General features: G+C 53.7%; 22 protein-coding genes. 18 read left to right on the top strand and 4 right to left on the bottom strand.

From position 1 onward, the window contains the following. The first annotated feature begins 7 nt into the window (after window positions 1-7). Window positions 8-820, top strand: a complete 813-nt coding sequence (locus A4Z71_RS06030; RefSeq protein ID WP_070955005.1) for an acetoacetate decarboxylase family protein — start codon at window positions 8-10, stop codon at window positions 818-820. Window positions 821-923: 103 nt separating this feature from the next. Here A4Z71_RS06030 and A4Z71_RS06025 read toward each other — a convergent pair whose 3' ends face one another. Then, window positions 924-2,276, bottom strand: a complete 1,353-nt coding sequence (locus tag A4Z71_RS06025) for a glutamine synthetase family protein (RefSeq protein ID WP_070955004.1) — start codon at window positions 2,274-2,276, stop codon at window positions 924-926. Window positions 2,277-2,410: 134 nt separating this feature from the next. Between A4Z71_RS06025 and A4Z71_RS06020 the strand changes: the two genes are divergently transcribed. Then, entirely contained in the window at window positions 2,411-3,118 is a 708-nt protein-coding gene (locus A4Z71_RS06020) for a type 1 glutamine amidotransferase (RefSeq protein WP_070955278.1), read from the top strand. Window positions 3,119-3,206: 88 nt separating this feature from the next. Here the strand turns inward: A4Z71_RS06020 and A4Z71_RS06015 are convergent, their stop codons facing one another. Next, window positions 3,207-4,454, bottom strand: a complete 1,248-nt coding sequence (locus A4Z71_RS06015) for a cytochrome P450 (RefSeq protein ID WP_070955003.1) — start codon at window positions 4,452-4,454, stop codon at window positions 3,207-3,209. 165 nt (window positions 4,455-4,619) lie between these two features. Between A4Z71_RS06015 and A4Z71_RS06010 the strand changes: the two genes are divergently transcribed. Then, window positions 4,620-5,117 (top strand): MarR family winged helix-turn-helix transcriptional regulator, encoded by a 498-nt coding sequence (locus A4Z71_RS06010; protein ID WP_070955002.1) that lies wholly within the window; start codon window positions 4,620-4,622, stop codon window positions 5,115-5,117. 20 nt (window positions 5,118-5,137) lie between these two features. On the opposite strand, the gene A4Z71_RS06005 is transcribed toward A4Z71_RS06010, so the two are convergent. Next, window positions 5,138-5,842, bottom strand: a complete 705-nt coding sequence (locus tag A4Z71_RS06005) for a gamma-glutamyl-gamma-aminobutyrate hydrolase family protein (protein WP_202816201.1) — start codon at window positions 5,840-5,842, stop codon at window positions 5,138-5,140. Between the two features lie 90 nt (window positions 5,843-5,932). Here A4Z71_RS06005 and A4Z71_RS06000 point away from each other — a divergent pair, with 90 nt between their 5' ends. Genes A4Z71_RS06000 through A4Z71_RS05970 form a run of 7 tightly spaced genes read left to right on the top strand, consistent with a single transcriptional unit; the run spans window position 5,933 to window position 12,305 of the window. Beyond that, entirely contained in the window at window positions 5,933-7,396 is a 1,464-nt protein-coding gene (locus tag A4Z71_RS06000; RefSeq protein WP_070955001.1) for an aldehyde dehydrogenase, read from the top strand. Window positions 7,397-7,399: 3 nt separating this feature from the next. Further along, complete coding sequence (locus tag A4Z71_RS05995; RefSeq protein ID WP_070955000.1) at window positions 7,400-8,311, top strand: DODA-type extradiol aromatic ring-opening family dioxygenase; 912 nt, start codon at window positions 7,400-7,402, stop codon at window positions 8,309-8,311. Next, window positions 8,304-9,179: a fumarylacetoacetate hydrolase family protein gene (locus tag A4Z71_RS05990; RefSeq protein WP_070954999.1), complete on the top strand. Its 876-nt coding sequence runs from the start codon at window positions 8,304-8,306 to the stop codon at window positions 9,177-9,179. Before A4Z71_RS05995 ends, A4Z71_RS05990 begins: the two co-directional genes overlap by 8 nt. Beyond that, on the top strand, window positions 9,180-9,371 hold the full coding sequence (locus A4Z71_RS05985; RefSeq protein ID WP_070954998.1) for a ferredoxin: 192 nt from the start codon (window positions 9,180-9,182) through the stop codon (window positions 9,369-9,371). 20 nt (window positions 9,372-9,391) lie between these two features. After that, entirely contained in the window at window positions 9,392-10,594 is a 1,203-nt protein-coding gene (locus A4Z71_RS05980; RefSeq protein WP_070954997.1) for an NAD(P)/FAD-dependent oxidoreductase, read from the top strand. 8 nt (window positions 10,595-10,602) lie between these two features. After that, window positions 10,603-10,869, top strand: a complete 267-nt coding sequence (locus A4Z71_RS05975; protein WP_070954996.1) for a hypothetical protein — start codon at window positions 10,603-10,605, stop codon at window positions 10,867-10,869. Then, entirely contained in the window at window positions 10,869-12,305 is a 1,437-nt protein-coding gene (locus tag A4Z71_RS05970; protein ID WP_070954995.1) for a gamma-aminobutyraldehyde dehydrogenase, read from the top strand. Before A4Z71_RS05975 ends, A4Z71_RS05970 begins: the two co-directional genes overlap by 1 nt. Here the strand turns inward: A4Z71_RS05970 and A4Z71_RS05965 are convergent. Next, the gene (locus A4Z71_RS05965; RefSeq protein WP_070954994.1) at window positions 12,294-13,703 is read right to left on the bottom strand and encodes a pyridoxal phosphate-dependent decarboxylase family protein; all 1,410 of its coding nucleotides are present in this window, start codon (window positions 13,701-13,703) and stop codon (window positions 12,294-12,296) included. The two genes, A4Z71_RS05970 and A4Z71_RS05965, sit on opposite strands and share 12 nt — an antisense overlap. A gap of 304 nt (window positions 13,704-14,007) precedes the next feature. On the opposite strand from A4Z71_RS05965, the gene rpsJ reads away from it, so the two are divergent. From rpsJ to rpsC, 8 genes are read left to right on the top strand one after another with little or no spacing between them, the layout of a single operon-like run. Beyond that, the gene (gene rpsJ, locus A4Z71_RS05960) at window positions 14,008-14,316 is read left to right on the top strand and encodes a 30S ribosomal protein S10 (protein WP_038503182.1); all 309 of its coding nucleotides are present in this window, start codon (window positions 14,008-14,010) and stop codon (window positions 14,314-14,316) included. An 8-nt stretch (window positions 14,317-14,324) separates the two neighbouring features. After that, window positions 14,325-14,978, top strand: coding sequence for a 50S ribosomal protein L3 (gene rplC / locus A4Z71_RS05955; RefSeq protein WP_070954993.1), 654 nt, complete (start codon window positions 14,325-14,327; stop codon window positions 14,976-14,978). A 5-nt stretch (window positions 14,979-14,983) separates the two neighbouring features. Then, on the top strand, window positions 14,984-15,670 hold the full coding sequence (gene rplD / locus A4Z71_RS05950) for a 50S ribosomal protein L4 (protein ID WP_070954992.1): 687 nt from the start codon (window positions 14,984-14,986) through the stop codon (window positions 15,668-15,670). A 2-nt stretch (window positions 15,671-15,672) separates the two neighbouring features. Then, window positions 15,673-15,972 (top strand): 50S ribosomal protein L23, encoded by a 300-nt coding sequence (gene rplW, locus A4Z71_RS05945; protein ID WP_070954991.1) that lies wholly within the window; start codon window positions 15,673-15,675, stop codon window positions 15,970-15,972. A gap of 18 nt (window positions 15,973-15,990) precedes the next feature. Next, window positions 15,991-16,827, top strand: coding sequence for a 50S ribosomal protein L2 (gene rplB, locus A4Z71_RS05940; RefSeq protein ID WP_070954990.1), 837 nt, complete (start codon window positions 15,991-15,993; stop codon window positions 16,825-16,827). A 14-nt stretch (window positions 16,828-16,841) separates the two neighbouring features. Next, on the top strand, window positions 16,842-17,123 hold the full coding sequence (rpsS, locus tag A4Z71_RS05935; protein ID WP_070954989.1) for a 30S ribosomal protein S19: 282 nt from the start codon (window positions 16,842-16,844) through the stop codon (window positions 17,121-17,123). Between the two features lie 29 nt (window positions 17,124-17,152). Beyond that, window positions 17,153-17,548: a 50S ribosomal protein L22 gene (gene rplV, locus A4Z71_RS05930; protein ID WP_070954988.1), complete on the top strand. Its 396-nt coding sequence runs from the start codon at window positions 17,153-17,155 to the stop codon at window positions 17,546-17,548. Further along, entirely contained in the window at window positions 17,548-18,324 is a 777-nt protein-coding gene (gene rpsC / locus A4Z71_RS05925) for a 30S ribosomal protein S3 (protein WP_070954987.1), read from the top strand. Before rplV ends, rpsC begins: the two co-directional genes overlap by 1 nt.

The raw sequence follows: 18,324 nt of genomic DNA, 5'->3' as shown, positions 1-18,324 counted from the left end.
AACTACTATGAGTGAACTTAAAGGATTTTTAGCCCCAAAGACCCCAACCGGTAAGAGTGCGATTGCACCAGAGATGCCCTGGTACTACTCGGGTACCCTACTAACCGTTGAATACTTGACCGACCCCGCCAACGTTAAGGCCCTGCTGCCTGAGGGCATCGAGTTGGCTGACGAGCACCCGGGCGCTGTGGCAATCATTTGGGCTGACTGGCAGTCCTGTGGTGTAACCAAAGAAGAACTTCTAGACCCAAGCCGCGCTCAGTACATGGAGGCCTTCGTGGTTGTTCGCTGCAAGTATGAGGGCAAGACCTACTCTCGCTGCGTTGCTATCTGGGTTACCAGTGGTTTCGCTTTGGCTCGCGGTTTCTTCCAGGGTTACCCAAAGAAACTCGGATCGGTTTACTCAACTCGCGTTTACAACCGGGGTGTCGCCACCCCACGCCTCGAAGCCGGTTCAAAGTTTGGTGCCAGCATTTCGGCCTACGACCACCGCCTAGCTAGCGCAGTGGTTACTCTGCGTAAGCCAAGCGACGGCAACGGCTTCGTCAACGGTCACCCAATGCTACACAGCCGCTGGATGCCATCAATTACCCCAGGTTTGGGCAACTCGATGGACCAGCTAATCACCATGAGCAGCCAGGATGCAGATTTGGGCCAGGCTTGGGAAGGCGATGCTGAGCTAGATTTGTTCGATTCACAGTGGGACGAGCTTGCCTCGATTTTGCCGGTCGAAAAGATCTTGGGCGGTTACTTCCGCGAGGTCGGCGTTACCTTCAACGGCGGCACCTTGGTCAAAGACAACTCAAACCCGAACATCTAAGACCTAAAAACCTCACACTAAAAACTCCTACTAAAACTAAACCCTCGTCCCTTGGGCGAGGGTTTAGTTTTTGAGTATTTAGAAAACTCGGGTTTTTGAAGACTTAGAAGTCTTCCATGTATTCGTCGATCTCCCACTGGGTTACAGTACGACCGTGTAGTGGGCCAACCTCGGCGTTGTAGCGTTCGATTTCATCGCGCTTCATGACTAGGAAGACATCGATTAGTTCGTCTGACATGTTCTCGCGAAGACGCTCGTTCTTCTCAAGCTCATCGAGGGCCTCGGTAAAGGTGCCTGGCAAGATTGCTGCAGCCTCGTTGTCGTAGGCCATGCCTACTGCATCGTCTGGGCACTCAAGGTTGCGCTTGATTCCATCTAGACCAGCTGCCAAAATTCCAGCAATCACCAGGTATGGGTTTGCAGCGCCATCGCCCACGCGAACCTCTAGACGAGTTCCGCCGCCACGTTCTGGCGGAATGCGCACCATGCAGCTGCGGTTGTCGTAACCCCAGTTTGCGCGATACGGAGCAAGGGTGTCTGGGCCCAAGCGCTTGAAAGCGTTGACCGTTGGGTTGGTGAATGCAACCAAGCCGCCTGCGTTTTCAACCAAACCGGCAATTAGCTTGCGAGCAGTTTCGGAGAGGTTTCCCAAACCGTCGTGCATCACGTTGTTGTCATTCATGTCAGTGACCGAGAAGTGCAGGTGGAAACCGCTGCCACTCTCGTCGCTCCAAGGCTTGCCCAAGAAGGTTGCGTGCTGGCCGGTGCGAGCCACGATGTCCTTGATTGCGGTCTTGAACATGAAGGTACGGTCGGCACCGTTGAGGGCGTCGCCGTGCCAAAGGTTGATTTCATACTGGCTTGGGCTGAATTCGTGGTTTCCAGCGAAGACACCGATGTTCATCTGGTCAAGCATTCGCATTAGGTGCAGGAACGTGCCGTTAGGGTCAACCATTGCTCCAGTGGTGTAAACGCGACCGGTCTGCTTTAGCGAACGTTTGAAGCCACCCTCAGGGGTACGGTCGGCGATATAGAACTCTAGTTCTGGGCCAACCACAGGCTTAAGGCCGATGGCGTTGTATTCTTCGACAATTTTGCGCAAGACGCCGCGAGGTGAGAACAGGTTCTTGGTGCCGTCTGGGTTTTTGGCATCGACCACAACATAGGCAACGCCCGGTTCCCAAGGCATTGGGGTAATTGTGTCTGGGTCAAGCTGACTGACCATGTCTTGAAGGCCATCGGTGGCAATATTGCCGCCGTCTAGCACACCACCGCGGGTTGTGGTTACCCAAACGCCTTGGCAAAATGCTGGGCCGTTGTGGGCGGCTTTATCTAACTGAGAGACAAGCACATCTTTCGATCTTGTGACGCCGATGACGTCTGAATAGATAAACCGAAGAACATCGATTCCACGGCTTTTTAGGTCTTCACGCAAGGCGACCAGGTCTTGCTTCATTGCAACTCCTTGATAACGATAAGTGCTAACAAAATCGTTAGGACTCAAACGAAATACTAATATTTGGAAACAGGCGAAAGAGCGAATTACGCAAAGCGTTACATTTGCGTAATCAAATGAAAAGAGGCATGACTGTGAAGGCACTGTTCATTCAGCACGACCATGTGAGTCCCACCGGGCCAGTTTCTGAAAGACTGCGTAACCACGGTTATGACACTATCGAGGCTTTGGTCGTACCGGAAGAAAAATTTCGCACCCCAAACGAGGCTGAATTTGTTTTTCCATCGCTGGATGACTACGACCTGATTGTGCCAATGGGGGCCCCTTGGGGCGCCTGGGATGATGCCTGCATCGGCAACTGGTTGCAGCCAGAATTGGCCTGGATCCGCGAGGCTGTCTCGTCTAACAAGCCGGTACTCGGAATTTGCTTTGGCGGACAACTTATTGCGCGAGCGATGGGTGGGTCGGTGGCAAAGGGGCCGCAGTGCGAAATTGGCTGGAAGACAATTTGGAGCGACCGCCCAGATTTGGTTTCAAACGGTCCGTGGTTCCAGTTTCACTATGACCGTTGGCAGTTGCCACCGGGTGCCGTTGAAATTGCTCGTAACCCAATCGCTTCGCAAGCTTTTATTTTGAACCGTGCTTTGGCCGTGCAGTTTCACCCCGAGGTGACTGCGGCTTCGCTGCGCGATTGGCTCGACTGGGGTGGCACCAAAAACGTGATCGCTGACGGCCAAGACCCTGAAATCATGATTGCCCAAACGCTAGCCGAAGAGAAGGCCGCGACCGCTAGAACCTATGAATTGGTCGACGCTTTCATCGAGCAGGTTGTCAAGGCTTAGCTTTCAGACCCTTCGCTGATGCTGCCCGCTAGGCGCAGTATCAAAAAAGTGGCGACCCAAATTGGGTCGCCACTTTTCTTTCTCGCGATTAGCGAAGATTTACCTTCACCGGCATGCGCTTGATGCCGTGCACAAAGTTTGAGCGCAAGAAGTCCATTTCGCCGACCTTCTCCATGCTCGAGATGCGACCGATCAAGTCTTCGAACATTACGCGAAGTTCGATGCGGGCTAAGGCGTTACCCAAGCACATGTGAGGTCCGCCACGACCGAAGGTCATGTGCTCATTTGGATTACGAGTGACATCCATCTTGTTTGGGTTCTCGAACACCTTCTCGTCGCGGTTTCCCGAAGCGAACCAGGTGACCACTTTTTGACCGGCCTTGATCTTGGTGCCGTTTAGTTCAACATCCTTGGTGGCGGTTCTTCTGAAGTGGTAAACCGGGCTGGCATAGCGCAAGAATTCTTCAACCGCCCAAGGAATCATGTCTGGGTTTTCTTGCAGGTAAGCAAGCTGATCTGGGTTGTTGATCAGGTTGTTCATGGTGTGAGTGATGGTGTGACGAGTGGTCTCGTTTCCGGCCACAACCAAAAGCAAGAAGTTGGTGTGGAAATCGCGCTCTGAAAGCGGGATGCCGTCAGACATTGGTGAGTTCACCAGGACTGAAACCAAGTCGGTGCCGTCTTTGCCTCTTCGCTGACGAGCTAGCTCGTCGCCGTAGGCAAAAACCTCTAGAGCGGCAGGAGAGCGGAATGGCACTAGGCGGTATTTTTCGCTCTCTGGGTCGCTGATCAAAATGTCAGCGTGTTCTGGGTCGTCGAAACCGATCATGCGGTTTCCCCATTCAATTAGCTGACCGGTGTCACCCTCTGGGACGTCGAGTAATTTAGCCAAAACCTGAATTGGGAAGTCGGCAGCGACATCGCTGACGAAGTCGAATGTACCCTTGGCAAATGCGTTGTCCAGGGTGGTGGCGGTGAGGCCACGCAAGAAGGTCTCGTAAACAGCAACTGCTTGAGGGGTGAACTGGCCCTGCAGTAGACGTCGAAGTGCGCGGTGACGGTTACCGTCGGTCTCCAGCAGTGAGCGTCGAGCTTCTTCTTGCTCGGCATCTACTTCTTCAAGGTTGGTGAAGTGAGAACTGGTGAAAGTTTCTGGGTCGCGAAGAACCTTGACGATGTCGTGGTAGCCGGTTACAGACCAGAAGCCGCTGTTGGGAGCTTCCTCTTCAGACCAGTGCACTGGTGCTTCGTTTCGCAGCTGGGCAAAGGTCTCCCAGGGGGCGCCTTTTTCAAAAAGGTCTAAATTGGTGAGGTTGATACTCGACGCTGAGGTCATCTCGGCTCCTGAATCGTTCGGATGCTAACAATCTCACAATAGTGAGTTTTGAGCACTTCCCAGAAGAACTTCACTAAAAAGTTATATTTAGAACGATGATTTTTTGAACCGCTGGTTCAGACTGTAACGATATAGAGCAACTCACAAACGCATAGAGGGGTCGAATTGGCAGGAACTCATACCTTGGCCGAGACCGAACGTCAGGTTACCGAACGTCTCTCCAGCAAAACACTCGACTTTGAATCTATGGCAGTAGTTTCTAACCTGTTTCGCGCCGCCAGCGCTGCCAGAAACCATTTTGAACGCACAGTGTTGCACCAGCACGAACTTTCCTGGACTGCATTTGTTGTGCTTTGGGTGGTCTGGATCTGGGAGCCAATCGAAACTCGGCAGATCGCCGAAGAGGGCGGATTTTCCAAGGCGACTTTGACCGGAGTGTTGCAGACCCTCGAAGGGCGCAAATTGCTTACCCGCGAAAAGAGTCAGGTTGACGGCCGTTTGGTTTTGGTGAAGCTAACCACCAAGGGTCGCAAGATGATGGACACCCTGTTTCCAGAATTTAACGAGCAAGAAAGCAGCCTGGCCTCGGTCTTGCCATCGAAGCGAAAAAAAGAAGTTGCTGAAGCACTGCGCCTAATCACCGAGTACGCGGCTTCGAACTAGCCCGCTAGAAGGTTGGGTGTTTAGTTCTTTTGTGCCTCGCGCACCAGCGCTTGAAATAATTCCAGCTGTTGCGGGTTGGTGTCGAAATTGTCTTCTGGGTGCCACTGCACGCCGAATGCCCAGCCCTTTGACGGGTAGCGCACCGCTTCGATGTGGCCCTCGGCCGAACGGGCAATAACCTCAACCCCCGGTGCCACCTGATCAATTACCTGGTGGTGATAACAGGATGCCTCGACGGTCGGCGATGAAAGCCCGAGTTCGGTCAGGTACTTCTCTATCGTCACCGGCGCAACATGGTGTCGGTGGTGCACTTCCATATCTTGAACCAGTGTTCCGCCCAAGGCTACATTGGTGATTTGGAAACCCCGACAAATGCTCAGCAGCGGAATTCCGGTTTCAAGGGCGTACTTCACCAGGCTAAGGTCAACCTCGTCTTGCAGGTCATCGATGCCGTAAAGCTCGTCGCTTTGTGGCTTTTGACCGTATCTCTCGGGGTTCACGTCCGAACCGCCAGGCATCACAATCGCGTCTATGCCCTCGAGTCGGCTAGCCCAATCGGATCCCGAAACTGGCAACAAAGTTAGTGGTTCACCGCCGGCTGCCCAGATTCCTTCGACCAGTCTTCTGGCATTTACCAGGCCGGCATAGCGGGTTACTGAGGTGCTGTCGGCAAAGCGACCCAAAATCGCAATGCGTGGTCGATTAGCGGAAATGATTGCCTCCAAAATTGTTATAAATCCTGGCTTTACTGTTACATACTATGGCGTAATGTAATTCATTAGCATCCGAATGAACTCATAGGAGAGTATCGAGATATGACAACTGTCAATGTTTTTGGTGTTGACATCGACACGCGCCATTACATCAATGGTCAGCGAGTTGCCGCTAAAGATACCTACAAGAACACTTCACCAATTGATGGCTCCTTTCTGGGTGAATTTGCTCGCGGTGATGCTGCCGACGCCGACTTGGCCGTGAAAGCAGCAAAGGCTGCCTTCCCGGAATGGGCCAACATGGGCCCACAAAAGCGCGGCGAGCTACTTTTCAAGCTTGCCGACCTGATCGAAGAAAACATCGAAGTTTTAGCCAACATCGAAACCTTAGACAACGGTTCTCTGTTGCGTTCGCACCGTCGTGGCGTGATGCCTCGCGTGGCTATGAACATTCGTTTCTTTGCCGACTGGGCAATCAACCAGTTGCACCACGAGCCTTTTGAAACCCGCGGCCACACCAACAACGTTTCTTGGGATCCATCGGGTGTTGCTGTGCTGATCACTCCTTGGAACGCACCGCTAATGTTGGCCACCTGGAAAATTGGCCCTGCCCTTGCCGCCGGTGACACAGTAGTTTTGAAGCCGGCCGAGTGGACCCCACTTACCGCTAGCTTCTTTGCAGACCTAACCAAGAAGGCCGGAATTCCCGACGGAGTTTTCAACGTGGTCTTTGGTTTCGGTCGTGAGGCTGGGGCAGCACTGACCGCGCATCCAGAGATTTCACGAATTTCATTTACCGGTTCGGTACCAACTGCGAAGATCATCGCCCACGCCGCAGCCGATAACCTCACCCCGGTTAGTTTTGAGTTGGGTGGCAAGAGCCCACTGGTCGTGCTTGAAGACGCAGACCTTGATTTGGCAGCCACTTTGGCAGTTGAGCAGTATGACAACGCCGGCCAGGTGTGCTTATCCGGCACAAGAATATTGGTTCACGAGTCAGTTGCCGATGAGTTCGCTCAAAAATTCGCCGAAAAGGCAGCAGCTCTAAAGCAGGGTGACCCCCGCGATGAAGACACCGATATCGGTCCTCAGATTCACCAGGTTCACTTCGACCGCATCAAAGGCTTCGTCGACCGCGCTAAAGATGAGGGCGCCAACATTGTCATGGGTGGTGGCCCAAACTCAGATTTGGGTGGCCTCTACTTCAAGCCAACTTTGGTGAAAGACCCAACTCCGGGCAGCGAAATCGTTACTCAAGAAATCTTTGGTCCGGTATTGGCCATGCAGACCTTTAGCAATGATGAACAAGCCCTCGAGATGGCTAACGGTACCGAATTTGGCCTCGCCGCAGTGGTTGTTTCGGGCGACCGCGAGCACGCTAAAAAAATTACCGACAAATTGGTTGCCGGAACCATCTGGGTCAACTGCTTCTTTGTTCGTGATCTTCGAGCACCATTCGGTGGTTCTCGCAAGTCAGGTATTGGCCGCGATGGCGGAACCTGGTCATTTGATTTCTACGCTGATGTAAAGAACACGGTGTTTTCACCAAACGGATGGAAGGAATAAAAAATGGGTGAAGTAGTAGGTGCAGCAATCCTTGCCCACGTCCCAACGATTATGTTGCCTGAGGCAGTTCGTAAAGATCTGAACGATGGCAAAGAAATCAGTTTGGTGCCAGGGCTCAAGAAACTCCGCAAGGATGTCTTCGAAACCCTCGATTACGACACAGTTATTGTGCTCGACTCACACTGGGCAACCACCGTCGAATTCGTCATCACCTCGGCTGCCGAGCGTTCAGGTTTGTTTACCTCGGAAGAGCTTCCTCGCGGCATGACCCAAATCCCTTATTCAATCAAGGGTGACCCTGAGCTAGCTCAGGCAATCGCCTCAAAGGATGAGAAGAACGGCACCTGGATCACCCCAATTGCCGACCCTCACCTGCCAATTTTCTACGCCACGATAAACCTTTGGCACTACCTAGGTCGTGGGCTAGATGAAAAGCGCTGGATCAGCATGTCTGTTTGCCAAACCGCAACCCCAGAAGACTTCATTCGCGCTGGTCGAGCCATTGGTGAAGCAATTCGCGAAACCGACCGCAAAGTTTTGATCGTTGGTTCGGGTGCACTGTCGCACACCTTCCACAAATTGCGTGACCTACGCAAGCACGAGGCCAGCGACCCAATTCACATTTACTCGCCAGAGGCTTACGCCTACGATCTGCAGGTACTCGAGTGGATGAAGAACGGCGACCACGCCGCAATTCTTGACGACTTCGAAAACTTCAGAAAGTACAAGCCTGAAGCGGGATTCTTCCACTACCTAGCCATGGCTGGTGCGTTGGGCGAAGAGGCACTCACCGCAAAGGGAGAGCTTTACAGCGAGTATGAAAACTCGGTGGGCACCGGTCAGGTGCACGTCTGGTTCCCCAAGCCAGAAGGTGGCTTCCCTCAGCCTAAGGATTTGGTGCTTTCTCGTGACTGAATATCGTCGGATTTTGCTTGACGGCTACCCGGTGCAGGTAGTTCGCCGTGGTGAAGAACTTATTGCCCCGGACGGTCGCGTGGTTGCCATTTCAGATGCGCACCACCTGCCACCCGCAGAGCCAACCAAAATCATCGCCGTGCATTTGAACTACGACTCTCGCACCAAAGAGTTCATGACCAAGTTGCCGCCAGCACCTACCTATTTCATGAAGCCGGTTACCGCGCTCAACTCGCACAACGGTGCAGTTGTTCGCCCAGATGGTTGCAAGTGGTTGAACTACGAAGGCGAAATCGTAATTGTGATCGGCAAAACCTGCCGCAACATTTCACCAGAAGAAGCTGGCGACTACATTGCCGGTTACTCGGTGGGCAATGACTTTGGCTTGCACGACTTCAGAGACACCGATGCCGGTTCGATGTTGCGCGTGAAAGGCTCAGACACTTTGGCGCCGGTTGGTCCAGGCCTGGTTACCGACTGGGATTTCCGCAACAAAACCATTCGCACCTATGTAAACGGTGAAGTCCGTCAAGAAGACAACACCGACAACATGGAGTGGAACATGCACTACCTAGTCGCCGACATCGCTCGCACCATCACTTTGCTGCCTGGCGACATGCTCTATTCAGGAACCCCCGCCAACTCTCGCCCGGTATTTCCAGGTGATGTTGTCGAGGTTGAAGTTGAAGGCCTAGGTCGATTGACCAACCGCATTGTTGTGGGTCCAACCGGTATTCGAGCCGACGTTGGTGCCCAGCCAACCGAGAGCGAAGAGGTTATCTCTACGGCGCTCGGTGGCGACTGGGAATTCCGCGGAATCCGCACCCCATCCAAAGACCTATACCCATCGACTGTAGAGGAAAAGTAAATGATCAAAATCAATGTTGATATGACCAAGTGCCAGCACTATGGCCAGTGTGTATTCGAAGCTCCAGAAGTATTCCGCCTCAACGAGGATGACAAGCTCGAGTACACCGCGACCGCTGACGATTCAGAGCGCGCCAACATCGAGGCAGCAATTGACGTCTGCCCAATGCAGGCAATTTTTATCGTCGACTAATTTTTCACGGGTAGTTATAAATGTCTAAGCCAGTTGTAATCGTTGGCGCCTCTATGGGAGGGCTGCGAACAGCAGAATCACTGCGACGTTTTGGCTACCTCGGAGAAATTGTTGCCATCGGTGACGAGCCCTACGCACCCTACAACCGCCCGCCCCTTTCTAAAGAGGTGCTGGCCGCAGAGGTAAGCCACGAAGCGGTGGCTTTTCCGATTCGGCCTGCGGTTGAAGATGTGGTCTGGAAGCTGGGCAAAAAAGTAATTTCAGCCGATCTCGAAGCTCAAACCGTCACCATCGACGGTGGCGAAAAAGTTGAGTATTCGGCTTTGGTTATTGCCACCGGATTGCGTCCGAAGCGACAAAAATATCCCAACGATATTGAAATCGGTCGCCACGTAATCCGCTCGCTCGATGACGCCCTAGCACTGCGCTCCGAATTGCAGCCCGGCACCAAAGTGGTTGTTCTCGGAGCCGGTTTTATCGGCTGCGAAACCGCTGCGACCGCGCGCAAACTCGGTTGCGAAGTTACCGTGGTAGCACCCGGAAAACTGCCAATTCGTCGTCCGCTAGGGGAGGCGCTCGCCGCTGAGGTGAAGCGTCGTCAAGAAGAAAACGGTGTTCGTTTTCTGATGGAAACCGAGGTCGATGACTTGGTCGGTACCGATCGGGTGACTGCGGTGCAGTTGGGCAGTGGCGAAACCTTAGTGTGCGATGTTTTTATCGAGGCGATTGGCTCGAACACCAATGCCGAATGGCTTGATGGCAACGACATCGTGAACAGCGACGGTATCGAGACCGACTCTTCACTTAGAGCTTTGAAAGAGTCGGGTAGCAGCTGGGAAAACGTTTTCGTGGTCGGCGACATCGCGAAGTTTCCAAATCCGATTTTTGATTCAACCCCGAGACGGGTTGAGCACTGGAATATTCCGACCGAGTGCGCCAAGCATGTTGGCCAGATCATTGCTGCGCAGAGCAAGAACGATGAAAGCCTGGCTGACTTGCTGGCTAAACCGTTCAAACCGATTCCATCGTTCTGGAGCGATCAGTTCGACATGCACATTCTGGCCTTTGGCTTACTTGGGTTGGCCGATGACATCCAACTGGTTCAGGGTGAGATTAGCGGCGACTGCGTGTTTGAATATCGCCGCAATAATGTTCTTGTCGGCGTAGCCGGCATTGGTCTTCGTTCGGTAGTTCAGGGTTACCGTAAAGAGTTTGAGAGATAGGTAAAACAATGGCGAATTCATTTTTCGATTTAGACATTTCGTTTGAAGACGAAGAAACCCCCGACCTTTCCAAACTGCCTGCTGCCGATGTAAAGGCTGCAATCGAAACTCTGCCACCAGCACTTCGCGACGTGGCCATGGGCATCCTTTACGAAAAGCGCACCATGTCAGATGTTTCGCAGGCGCTTGGCATCCGACAGGGTGAACTGGTAACTCGGCTACACCGTGCCCAGTTGGCCATTGGAATGGCTTTGATGAATAAACGAGCTCGCTAATGACCGAACAGGTACTGAAAAACTTCATCAACGGCAGCTACGTCGAATCAAAAAGCGATTCGGCAAGCGAGATCTTCGAACCGGCTACGGGTCTGGCCTACACCAGTGCGCCTAACTCAAATGAGCAAGATGTAGCTGATGCCTATAAAGCAGCTGAAAAAGCTTTTGAGCAGTGGCGTTTGACCACTCCGGGTGAACGCCAGTTGGCGCTTCTAAAAATCGCTGATGCCTTTGAGAAGCGTGCCGACGAAATTGCTGCGGTCGAGTCTCGAGATACCGGTAAGCCACTGAATATGGCTCGCGGCGAGGTTCGCGGATCAGTTAACCAGATTAGGTTTTTTGCCGGTGCCGCTCGAAACCTTGAAGGCCGCGCCAGTGCCGAATACGTTCGCAACCACACCTCATCGATTCGACGCGAACCGATCGGTGTAATCGGTCAAATCACACCGTGGAACTATCCGCTGGTAATGGCTACCTGGAAATTTGCGCCGGCAATTGCCGCTGGAAACACCATCGTGCTAAAGCCTTCAGACACCACCCCCGCTGTAACCCTGCTGATTGCTGAAATTGCAGCCGAGTTTTTGCCAGCCGGTGTTTTCAACGTGGTTACCGGAGATCGCAATACCGGTCGCGCCATCGTGGAAAATGAGATTCCTCAGATGATCGCCATCACCGGTTCGGTACGAGCCGGAATGGAAGTTGCCAAGTCGGCAGCTGCTGACGTCAAGCGAGTTCACCTCGAACTTGGTGGCAAGGCTCCGGTGCTCATTTTTGCCGATGCTGATTTGCAGCGTGCAGCTAACAACCTAGTTGAAGCATCGTTCTACAACGGTGGTCAAGACTGCACCGCAGCAACCCGCTACCTGGTGCACGAAAGCGTCAAGGATGAATTCCTGGCTCTGTTCAAAGAGGCAGTCATCAAAAACGGTAAGACCGGCACTCCAGAACGTGAAGATATTCTGTTCGGCGCCGTCAACAATGCCAGCCAGCTCGAGCGAGTGCGCGGTTTCGTAGATCGCCTACCTGACTACGCCGAAGTGGTTTTGGGTGGCAACGACCCAATCGGTAACGGTGGCTACTTCCACGCGGCAACAATTTTGTCGGGCCTAAAGCAGACCGACGAGCACGTTCAAGATGAAATTTTTGGTCCGGTTGTTACCGTGCAGACCTTCAAGGATGACGAAGAGGCTTTGCGCAACGCAAACGATGTGAAGTACGCACTCGCCTCATCGGTCTGGACTAACGACCACACTCGCGCGATGCGCTTCTCTAGAGACTTGAACTTCGGTTGTGTTTGGATCAATAACCATGGCCCGCTTGCTGCCGAAATGCCACACGGTGGTTTCAAGCACTCGGGATACGGCAAAGATCTGTCGCAGTACGGTTTCGAAGATTACACGCGCATCAAGCACGTGATGAGTTGGCTAGGCGAGTAGTTTCGCACTCAACTCTTCGATTACCTCGAACATGATTTCAATGTCGCGTTCGCTGGTCCGGAAATTGGTGTAGCAGGGGCGCAACCAGACTTCGCCATCAATGACCGCTGGCGAAATATAGATGCGGCCATCCTTAACAATTTCTAGGCAAAGCGCTTTGTTGTGTGCGCTGACATCTGCCACGCCGGGTGGGCAGTATTGAATCGGCACAATCGACAACTGCGGGGCATTGGGCAAGACTCTAAAGTTTGGATCGGCCTTGGCTCTGGCATAGGTTGCCTGGGCAAGCTGCAGGTTCCCGGTTATTGCTGCTCGAAATTCCTCAGCTCCGTGAGCGTAGAAGCCCATCCACATCTTTAGGGCGCGCAGCGGGCGGGAATACTCAAGAGTCAGATCGACCGGGTTGTAGTTTTCACTGTCGTGGGGCATGTAAGCCTCATCATGGCTGAAAGTGTGGTGCAGGTGACGCAACTCTTTCACCAGCAAAATGCTGCAGGCCTTCGGAACAAATAACCACTTGTGAGCATCGATGGTCACCGAATCGGCAAGATCAATGCCGTCAAACAGATCACCAACGAATTCTGTGCTGGCAGCTGGGGCACCGTAGGCGCCATCGACATGTAGCCAAATGTTGTGAGCCTTGGCTAGCTGAGCAATCTCACGCAGCGGGTCAACAGCTCCGGTCAGGGTTGTGCCGGCCGAGGCAATAATTGCGATTGGCACGATGCCGGCGGCAATGTCGCTGCTGATCGCAGACTCCAAAGCGTCAACCCGCATTTTGCGGCTTTCATCAATCGGAATCGAACGAATAGAGTCGGCCCCCAGGCCGAGCAGTTCAACCGCTCGCACATTTGAATAGTGTGCCTCTGCCGAGCAGTAGATGGCCACCGGCGTGGCTACCCCAGATTTTCTTGAATCGGGGAGTGCCCTGGTTCGGGCAGCGGCCAGTGCAGTGATGTTGCTGATTGTCCCACCGCTGGCAAATAGTCCTTTGGCATTTTTATAGCCGATGAAGTCACCGACCCAGGCGGCGGTCTGATACTCGAGCATGCTGGCTGCGCCCGAATCGACCGCCAAATTTATGTCGTAGGAAGATGCCAGAAAATCTGCGATTGCACCTATCTCAAGGCCAGATGAACCGATGTAGGCGAAGAATCTTGGTCGTGATTGGGCAGTTGACTGATCTAGCAGCGACAGTGCCTGGTCAATCGATTGACCTTCGCCCAGCCCGACTTCGGGCAATGCCAGCGCTAGCAGCTGCCGCGATTTTTCATCCAGTTCGGGCTCAGAGTCTCGTGCCTCATCAAAGCCGGCCCAGATGTGCCCTACTTGATCGGCTAAATTTGCCAGAATTTGGTCGCGTGATTCAGAGAACCGCAACCCCTTTGTCTCGGTCATATCGCAATACTACAAATTAGATTTGCATTGACACGGGCGAATGTGGCAAGATTGACAAGTTCGTGAGTTGTCGCGCTTTCTGGCGCGATCCACTGCAGGCGAAGTGAACCACCGGTTTAGGTGGGGCCGGCCGCAGCTGAACAACAAACTTTACCGACTCATTTTTTCGAGTTTGAAAGCGCTAGTAGCGCGACACGCCCGGGAGCGTGGGTCGGAGCCTTGATAAAAAAACAGTGGTGCAACATTCGTAGTGCTACTAAGCCTTTCGCGTAATACTGCGCGAAAAGAACGAGAGCGAGTCAAGATGGCCGGACAGAAAATCCGCATTCGACTTAAGTCATACGACCACGAGGTCATTGACACTTCGGCACGCAAGATCGTCGACACAGTTACTCGTGCCGGCGCGACTGTGGTGGGCCCTGTTCCACTGCCGACCGAGAAAAACGTGGTCTGTGTGATCCGTTCACCTCACAAGTACAAGGACAGCCGCGAGCACTTCGAAATGCGCACCCACAAGCGTGTTATCGACATCATCGACCCAACTCCTAAGGCAGTTGACTCGTTGATGCGTCTCGACCTTCCTGCAGACGTCAACATCGAGATCAAGCTCTAAGGAAAAAGATGTCTACCGTAAACAAGACTGTTAAGGGACTACTGGGCCGCAAGCTCGGCATGACTCAGGTCTGGGACGAGAACAACCTGCTTGTTCCTGTCACCGTGATCGAGGCTGGCTCAAACGTAGTTACCCAAATCAAAAACATTGAGACCGATGGCTACGAAGCCATCCAGGTCGCCTATGGCGCAATTGACCCACGCAAAGTAACCAAGCCAGAAGCTGGCCACTTTGCCAAGGCAAACGTCAACCCTCGCCGTCACATAGCAGAAATTCGCACCGCCGATGCAGCTGACTACACCGTTGGCCAAGAACTTGGCGTAGACCTCCTAGAGGTTGGCGCAAAGGTTGACGTAGTTGGCACCTCGAAGGGTAAGGGTTTCGCAGGTCACATGAAGCGCCACGGCTTTGCCGGTGTAGGCGCCTCACACGGTCAGCACCGCAACCACCGTAAGCCTGGTTCGATCGGTATGTCTTCGACACCGGGTCGCGTTTTCAAGGGCAAGAAGATGGCTGGTCGCATGGGTTCTGACCGCGTCACCACACTAAACCTCACCTTGCACTCAGTCGACGCAGAGCGCGGCTTGCTTTTGGTAAAGGGTGCAGTTCCAGGGCCTAAGGGTTCTCTAGTATTCGTCCGCAACGCAGTGAAGGGAGCGTAACCCAAATGGCAGAAACCACAAAGGTTGACGTTCTCGACGTCACTGGCAAGAAGGCTGGCTCAGCTGAACTTCCTGCCGACATGTTCGACGTCGTAACTAACGTTCCGCTAATCCACCAGGTAGTTGTTGCACAGTTGGCTGCAGCTCGTCAGGGCACCCAGTCGACCAAGCGTCACGGTGAAGTTTCCGGAACCGGTAAGAAGCCGTTCAAGCAAAAAGGAACCGGTCGCGCCCGTCAGGGTTCGCTTCGCGCTCCACAGATGCGTGGCGGTTACATCACCCACGGTCCAAAGCCTCGCACCTACGAGCAGCGCACTCCTAAAAAGATGATCGCAGCTGCAGTTCGCGGAGCCCTATCAGACCGCGCACGTAACGGTCGTCTACACGTGATCTCAGAGTTCGCTATTGGTTCATCACCATCAACCAAGGCAGCTTCAGCAATCATCAACCAGCTCACCTCACGTCGCAACGTTCTAGTAGTTCTAGACCGTGCCGACGAGGTCAGCTACAAGAGCTTGCGCAACCTTCAGCAGCTACACGTGCTGCCGGTTGACCAGATCAACGCTTACGACATCATGCTTGCCGACGACGTGATTTTCACCAAGTCAGCTCTAGACGCATTTATTGCAGGTCCAGCAAAGGGCTCAGCTAAGGCTGTAGCTACTTCTGTTGAGGCCGCCGAGGAGGCATAAGAATGGCTGCGATCAACAAAGACCCACGCGAGGTCATCATCAAGCCGATTGTCTCTGAAAAGAGCTACAACTTGATCGACAATGGCAAGTACACCTTCGAAGTTGACCCTCGTTCAAACAAGACCGAGATCAAGCAGGCCATCGAAGTTATCTTCGGTGTCAAGGTTGCTTCGGTCAACACCCTTAACCGCGTTGGCAAGACCCGCCGAACCAAGTTCGGTTTGGGCAAGCGCAAAGACACTAAGCGTGCCATCGTGACCCTTAAGTCCGGCTCTATCGACATCTTCGGCAACGTCGGTTAGGCGAGAGGAACCTAGAAAATGGCAATCCGTAAATACAAGCCAACGACCCCAGGTCGTCGTGGTGCATCGGTTTCAGATTTTGCTGAAATCACTCGCTCGACTCCTGAGAAGTCGCTACTTCGTCCACTGTCAAAGACCGGTGGTCGTAACTCAGCTGGTCGCGTGACCACTCGCCACATCGGTGGCGGTCACAAGCGTCAGTACCGCGTTATCGACTTCCGTCGCAACGACAAAGATGGCGTTCCAGCAACCGTTGCACACATCGAGTACGACCCAAACCGTACCGCGCGCATCGCTTTGCTGCACTACATCGACGGCACCAAGCGTTACATCATCGCTCCTAACAAGCTAAAGCAGGGCGACCGCATCGAGCAGGGTCCAGGCGCAGACATCAAGCCTGGAAACGCTCTACCACTGAAGAACATCCCAGTTGGTACCGTGGTTCACGCCATCGAGCTAAAGCCAGGCGGCGGTGCAAAGCTAGGTCGTTCGGCCGGTGCATCAATCCGTCTAGTTGCAAAAGATGGTCCTTACGCACAGCTTCGTCTACCTTCGGGCGAAATCCGTAACGTAGATGCTCGTTGCCGCGCCACCGTTGGTGAAGTAGGTAACGCCGAGCAGTCAAACATTAACTGGGGTAAAGCAGGCCGCATGCGTTGGAAGGGCGTTCGCCCAACCGTTCGTGGTGTTGTTATGAACCCAGTCGACCACCCGCACGGTGGTGGTGAAGGCCGTACCTCTGGTGGTCGTCACCCAGTTAGCCCATGGGGTCAGGCCGAGGGCCGCACCCGTAAGCCAAACCTTCCAAGCGACAAGATGATTGTTCGTCGTCGTCCAAACGGCAAGCAGCGTTAGTAGGAGTCTGAAGAATGCCACGTAGTTTGAAGAAAGGTCCATTCGTTGACGACCACCTGTTCCAGAAGGTCGCCAAGCAGAATGAGGCCAACACCAAGAACGTGATCAAGACCTGGTCACGCCGCTCAATGATCGTTCCGGCAATGTTGGGTCACACCATCGCCGTACACGACGGTCGCAAGCACATCCCAGTTTTCGTCACTGAGACCATGGTCGGTCACAAGCTTGGCGAATTCGCACCTACCCGCACCTTCCGTGGTCACGTGAAGGACGACAAGAAGGGTCGCCGCAAGTAAGCGGCGCCTGAGAGAAAGAGGAGAAGACAATGGAAGCAGTCGCACGTGTGCGTCACATCCGCGTCACCCCGATGAAGGCTCGTCGCGTCGTCAACTTGATCCGCGGAAAGCAGGCTACCGAGGCTATGGCGATCTTGAAGTTCGCCCCTCAGGCAGCTAGCGAGCCGGTATACAAGTTGGTTCAGGCAGCTATTGCTAACGCTAAGGTCAAGGCCGATGCAAGCAACACCTACCTAAACGAGGATGACCTATTCGTTTCAGCAGCTTTTGTTGACGAGGGAACCACCCTAAAGCGTTTCATGCCTCGTGCACAGGGACGCGCATTCCGCATCAACAAGCGCACCAGCCACATCACCGTTGTGGTTGCAACCCCAGATGAGCTAGCTGCTAAAAAGGCTGGCGCCGCAAAGAAGGGTGGTAACTAATGGGTCAGAAAGTCAATCCATTCGGTTTCCGTCTAGGAATCACTACCGACCACGTTTCACGTTGGTTCACCGACTCAACCAAGCCAGGTCAGCGCTATGCAGACTACGTTGCCGAAGACACCAAGCTTCGCAACCTGCTAACTACCCGCCTAGACCGTGCTGGTGTTTCACGAGTTGAGATCGAGCGCACCCGTGACCGTGTTCGCGTTGACATCCACACCGCACGCCCAGGTCTAGTAATTGGTCGTCGTGGAGCCGAGGCTGAACTAATCCGTGCCGAGCTTGAGAAGCTAACCGGCAAGCAGATTCAGCTAAACATCCTCGAGGTCAAGAACCCAGATCTAGACGCTCAGCTTGTTGCTCAGGGCATCGCCGAGCAGTTAAACGCCCGTGTTGCATTCCGTCGCGCTATGCGAAAAGGAATGCAGGGTGCCCTACGTCAGGGTGCCAAGGGTGTTCGTGTACAGACCTCTGGTCGTCTTGGCGGCGCTGAAATGTCACGCACCGAGTTCTACCGTGAAGGCCGTGTTCCACTACACACTCTTCGTGCCAACATCGACTACGGCTTCTACGAGGCCAAGACCGTTTTCGGTCGCATCGGTGTAAAGGTATGGATCTACAAGGGTGACATCACCAACAAAGATCTAGCCGCACAGCAGGCAGCAGCGCCAAAGCGTTCAGACCGTTCTGACCGCCCACGTCGCCAGCCAGCAGCTGCACCAGCAGCAGCGGCAGCAGAAGTTGCAGCACCAGCTGCAGAGAAGGTTGAGGCATAA

It is taken from the genome of Candidatus Rhodoluna planktonica (genome assembly GCF_001854225.1).
In the GTDB taxonomy this organism is placed as follows: domain Bacteria; phylum Actinomycetota; class Actinomycetes; order Actinomycetales; family Microbacteriaceae; genus Rhodoluna; species Rhodoluna planktonica.
This window is presented reverse-complemented; position numbering and strand designations above follow the sequence as displayed.

Excerpts from the sequence above, each read along its gene's own strand:
- rplW (WP_070954991.1), top strand. The coding sequence starts at position 15,673 with ATGGCTGCGATCAACAAAGACCCACGCGAGGTCATCATCAAGCCGATT.
- rpsJ (WP_038503182.1), top strand. The coding sequence starts at position 14,008 with ATGGCCGGACAGAAAATCCGCATTCGACTTAAGTCATACGACCACGAG.
- A4Z71_RS05995 (WP_070955000.1), top strand. The coding sequence starts at position 7,400 with ATGGGTGAAGTAGTAGGTGCAGCAATCCTTGCCCACGTCCCAACGATT.
- A4Z71_RS05970 (WP_070954995.1), top strand. The coding sequence starts at position 10,869 with ATGACCGAACAGGTACTGAAAAACTTCATCAACGGCAGCTACGTCGAA.
- rpsC (WP_070954987.1), top strand. The coding sequence starts at position 17,548 with ATGGGTCAGAAAGTCAATCCATTCGGTTTCCGTCTAGGAATCACTACC.
- A4Z71_RS05985 (WP_070954998.1), top strand. The coding sequence starts at position 9,180 with ATGATCAAAATCAATGTTGATATGACCAAGTGCCAGCACTATGGCCAG.
- A4Z71_RS06000 (WP_070955001.1), top strand. The coding sequence starts at position 5,933 with ATGACAACTGTCAATGTTTTTGGTGTTGACATCGACACGCGCCATTAC.
- rplV (WP_070954988.1), top strand. The coding sequence starts at position 17,153 with ATGGAAGCAGTCGCACGTGTGCGTCACATCCGCGTCACCCCGATGAAG.
- A4Z71_RS06025 (WP_070955004.1), bottom strand. The coding sequence starts at position 2,276 with ATGAAGCAAGACCTGGTCGCCTTGCGTGAAGACCTAAAAAGCCGTGGA.
- A4Z71_RS05965 (WP_070954994.1), bottom strand. The coding sequence starts at position 13,703 with ATGACCGAGACAAAGGGGTTGCGGTTCTCTGAATCACGCGACCAAATT.
- A4Z71_RS05975 (WP_070954996.1), top strand. The coding sequence starts at position 10,603 with ATGGCGAATTCATTTTTCGATTTAGACATTTCGTTTGAAGACGAAGAA.
- A4Z71_RS06015 (WP_070955003.1), bottom strand. The coding sequence starts at position 4,454 with ATGACCTCAGCGTCGAGTATCAACCTCACCAATTTAGACCTTTTTGAA.
- rplD (WP_070954992.1), top strand. The coding sequence starts at position 14,984 with ATGGCAGAAACCACAAAGGTTGACGTTCTCGACGTCACTGGCAAGAAG.
- A4Z71_RS06030 (WP_070955005.1), top strand. The coding sequence starts at position 8 with ATGAGTGAACTTAAAGGATTTTTAGCCCCAAAGACCCCAACCGGTAAG.
- rpsS (WP_070954989.1), top strand. The coding sequence starts at position 16,842 with ATGCCACGTAGTTTGAAGAAAGGTCCATTCGTTGACGACCACCTGTTC.
- A4Z71_RS05980 (WP_070954997.1), top strand. The coding sequence starts at position 9,392 with ATGTCTAAGCCAGTTGTAATCGTTGGCGCCTCTATGGGAGGGCTGCGA.
- rplC (WP_070954993.1), top strand. The coding sequence starts at position 14,325 with ATGTCTACCGTAAACAAGACTGTTAAGGGACTACTGGGCCGCAAGCTC.
- rplB (WP_070954990.1), top strand. The coding sequence starts at position 15,991 with ATGGCAATCCGTAAATACAAGCCAACGACCCCAGGTCGTCGTGGTGCA.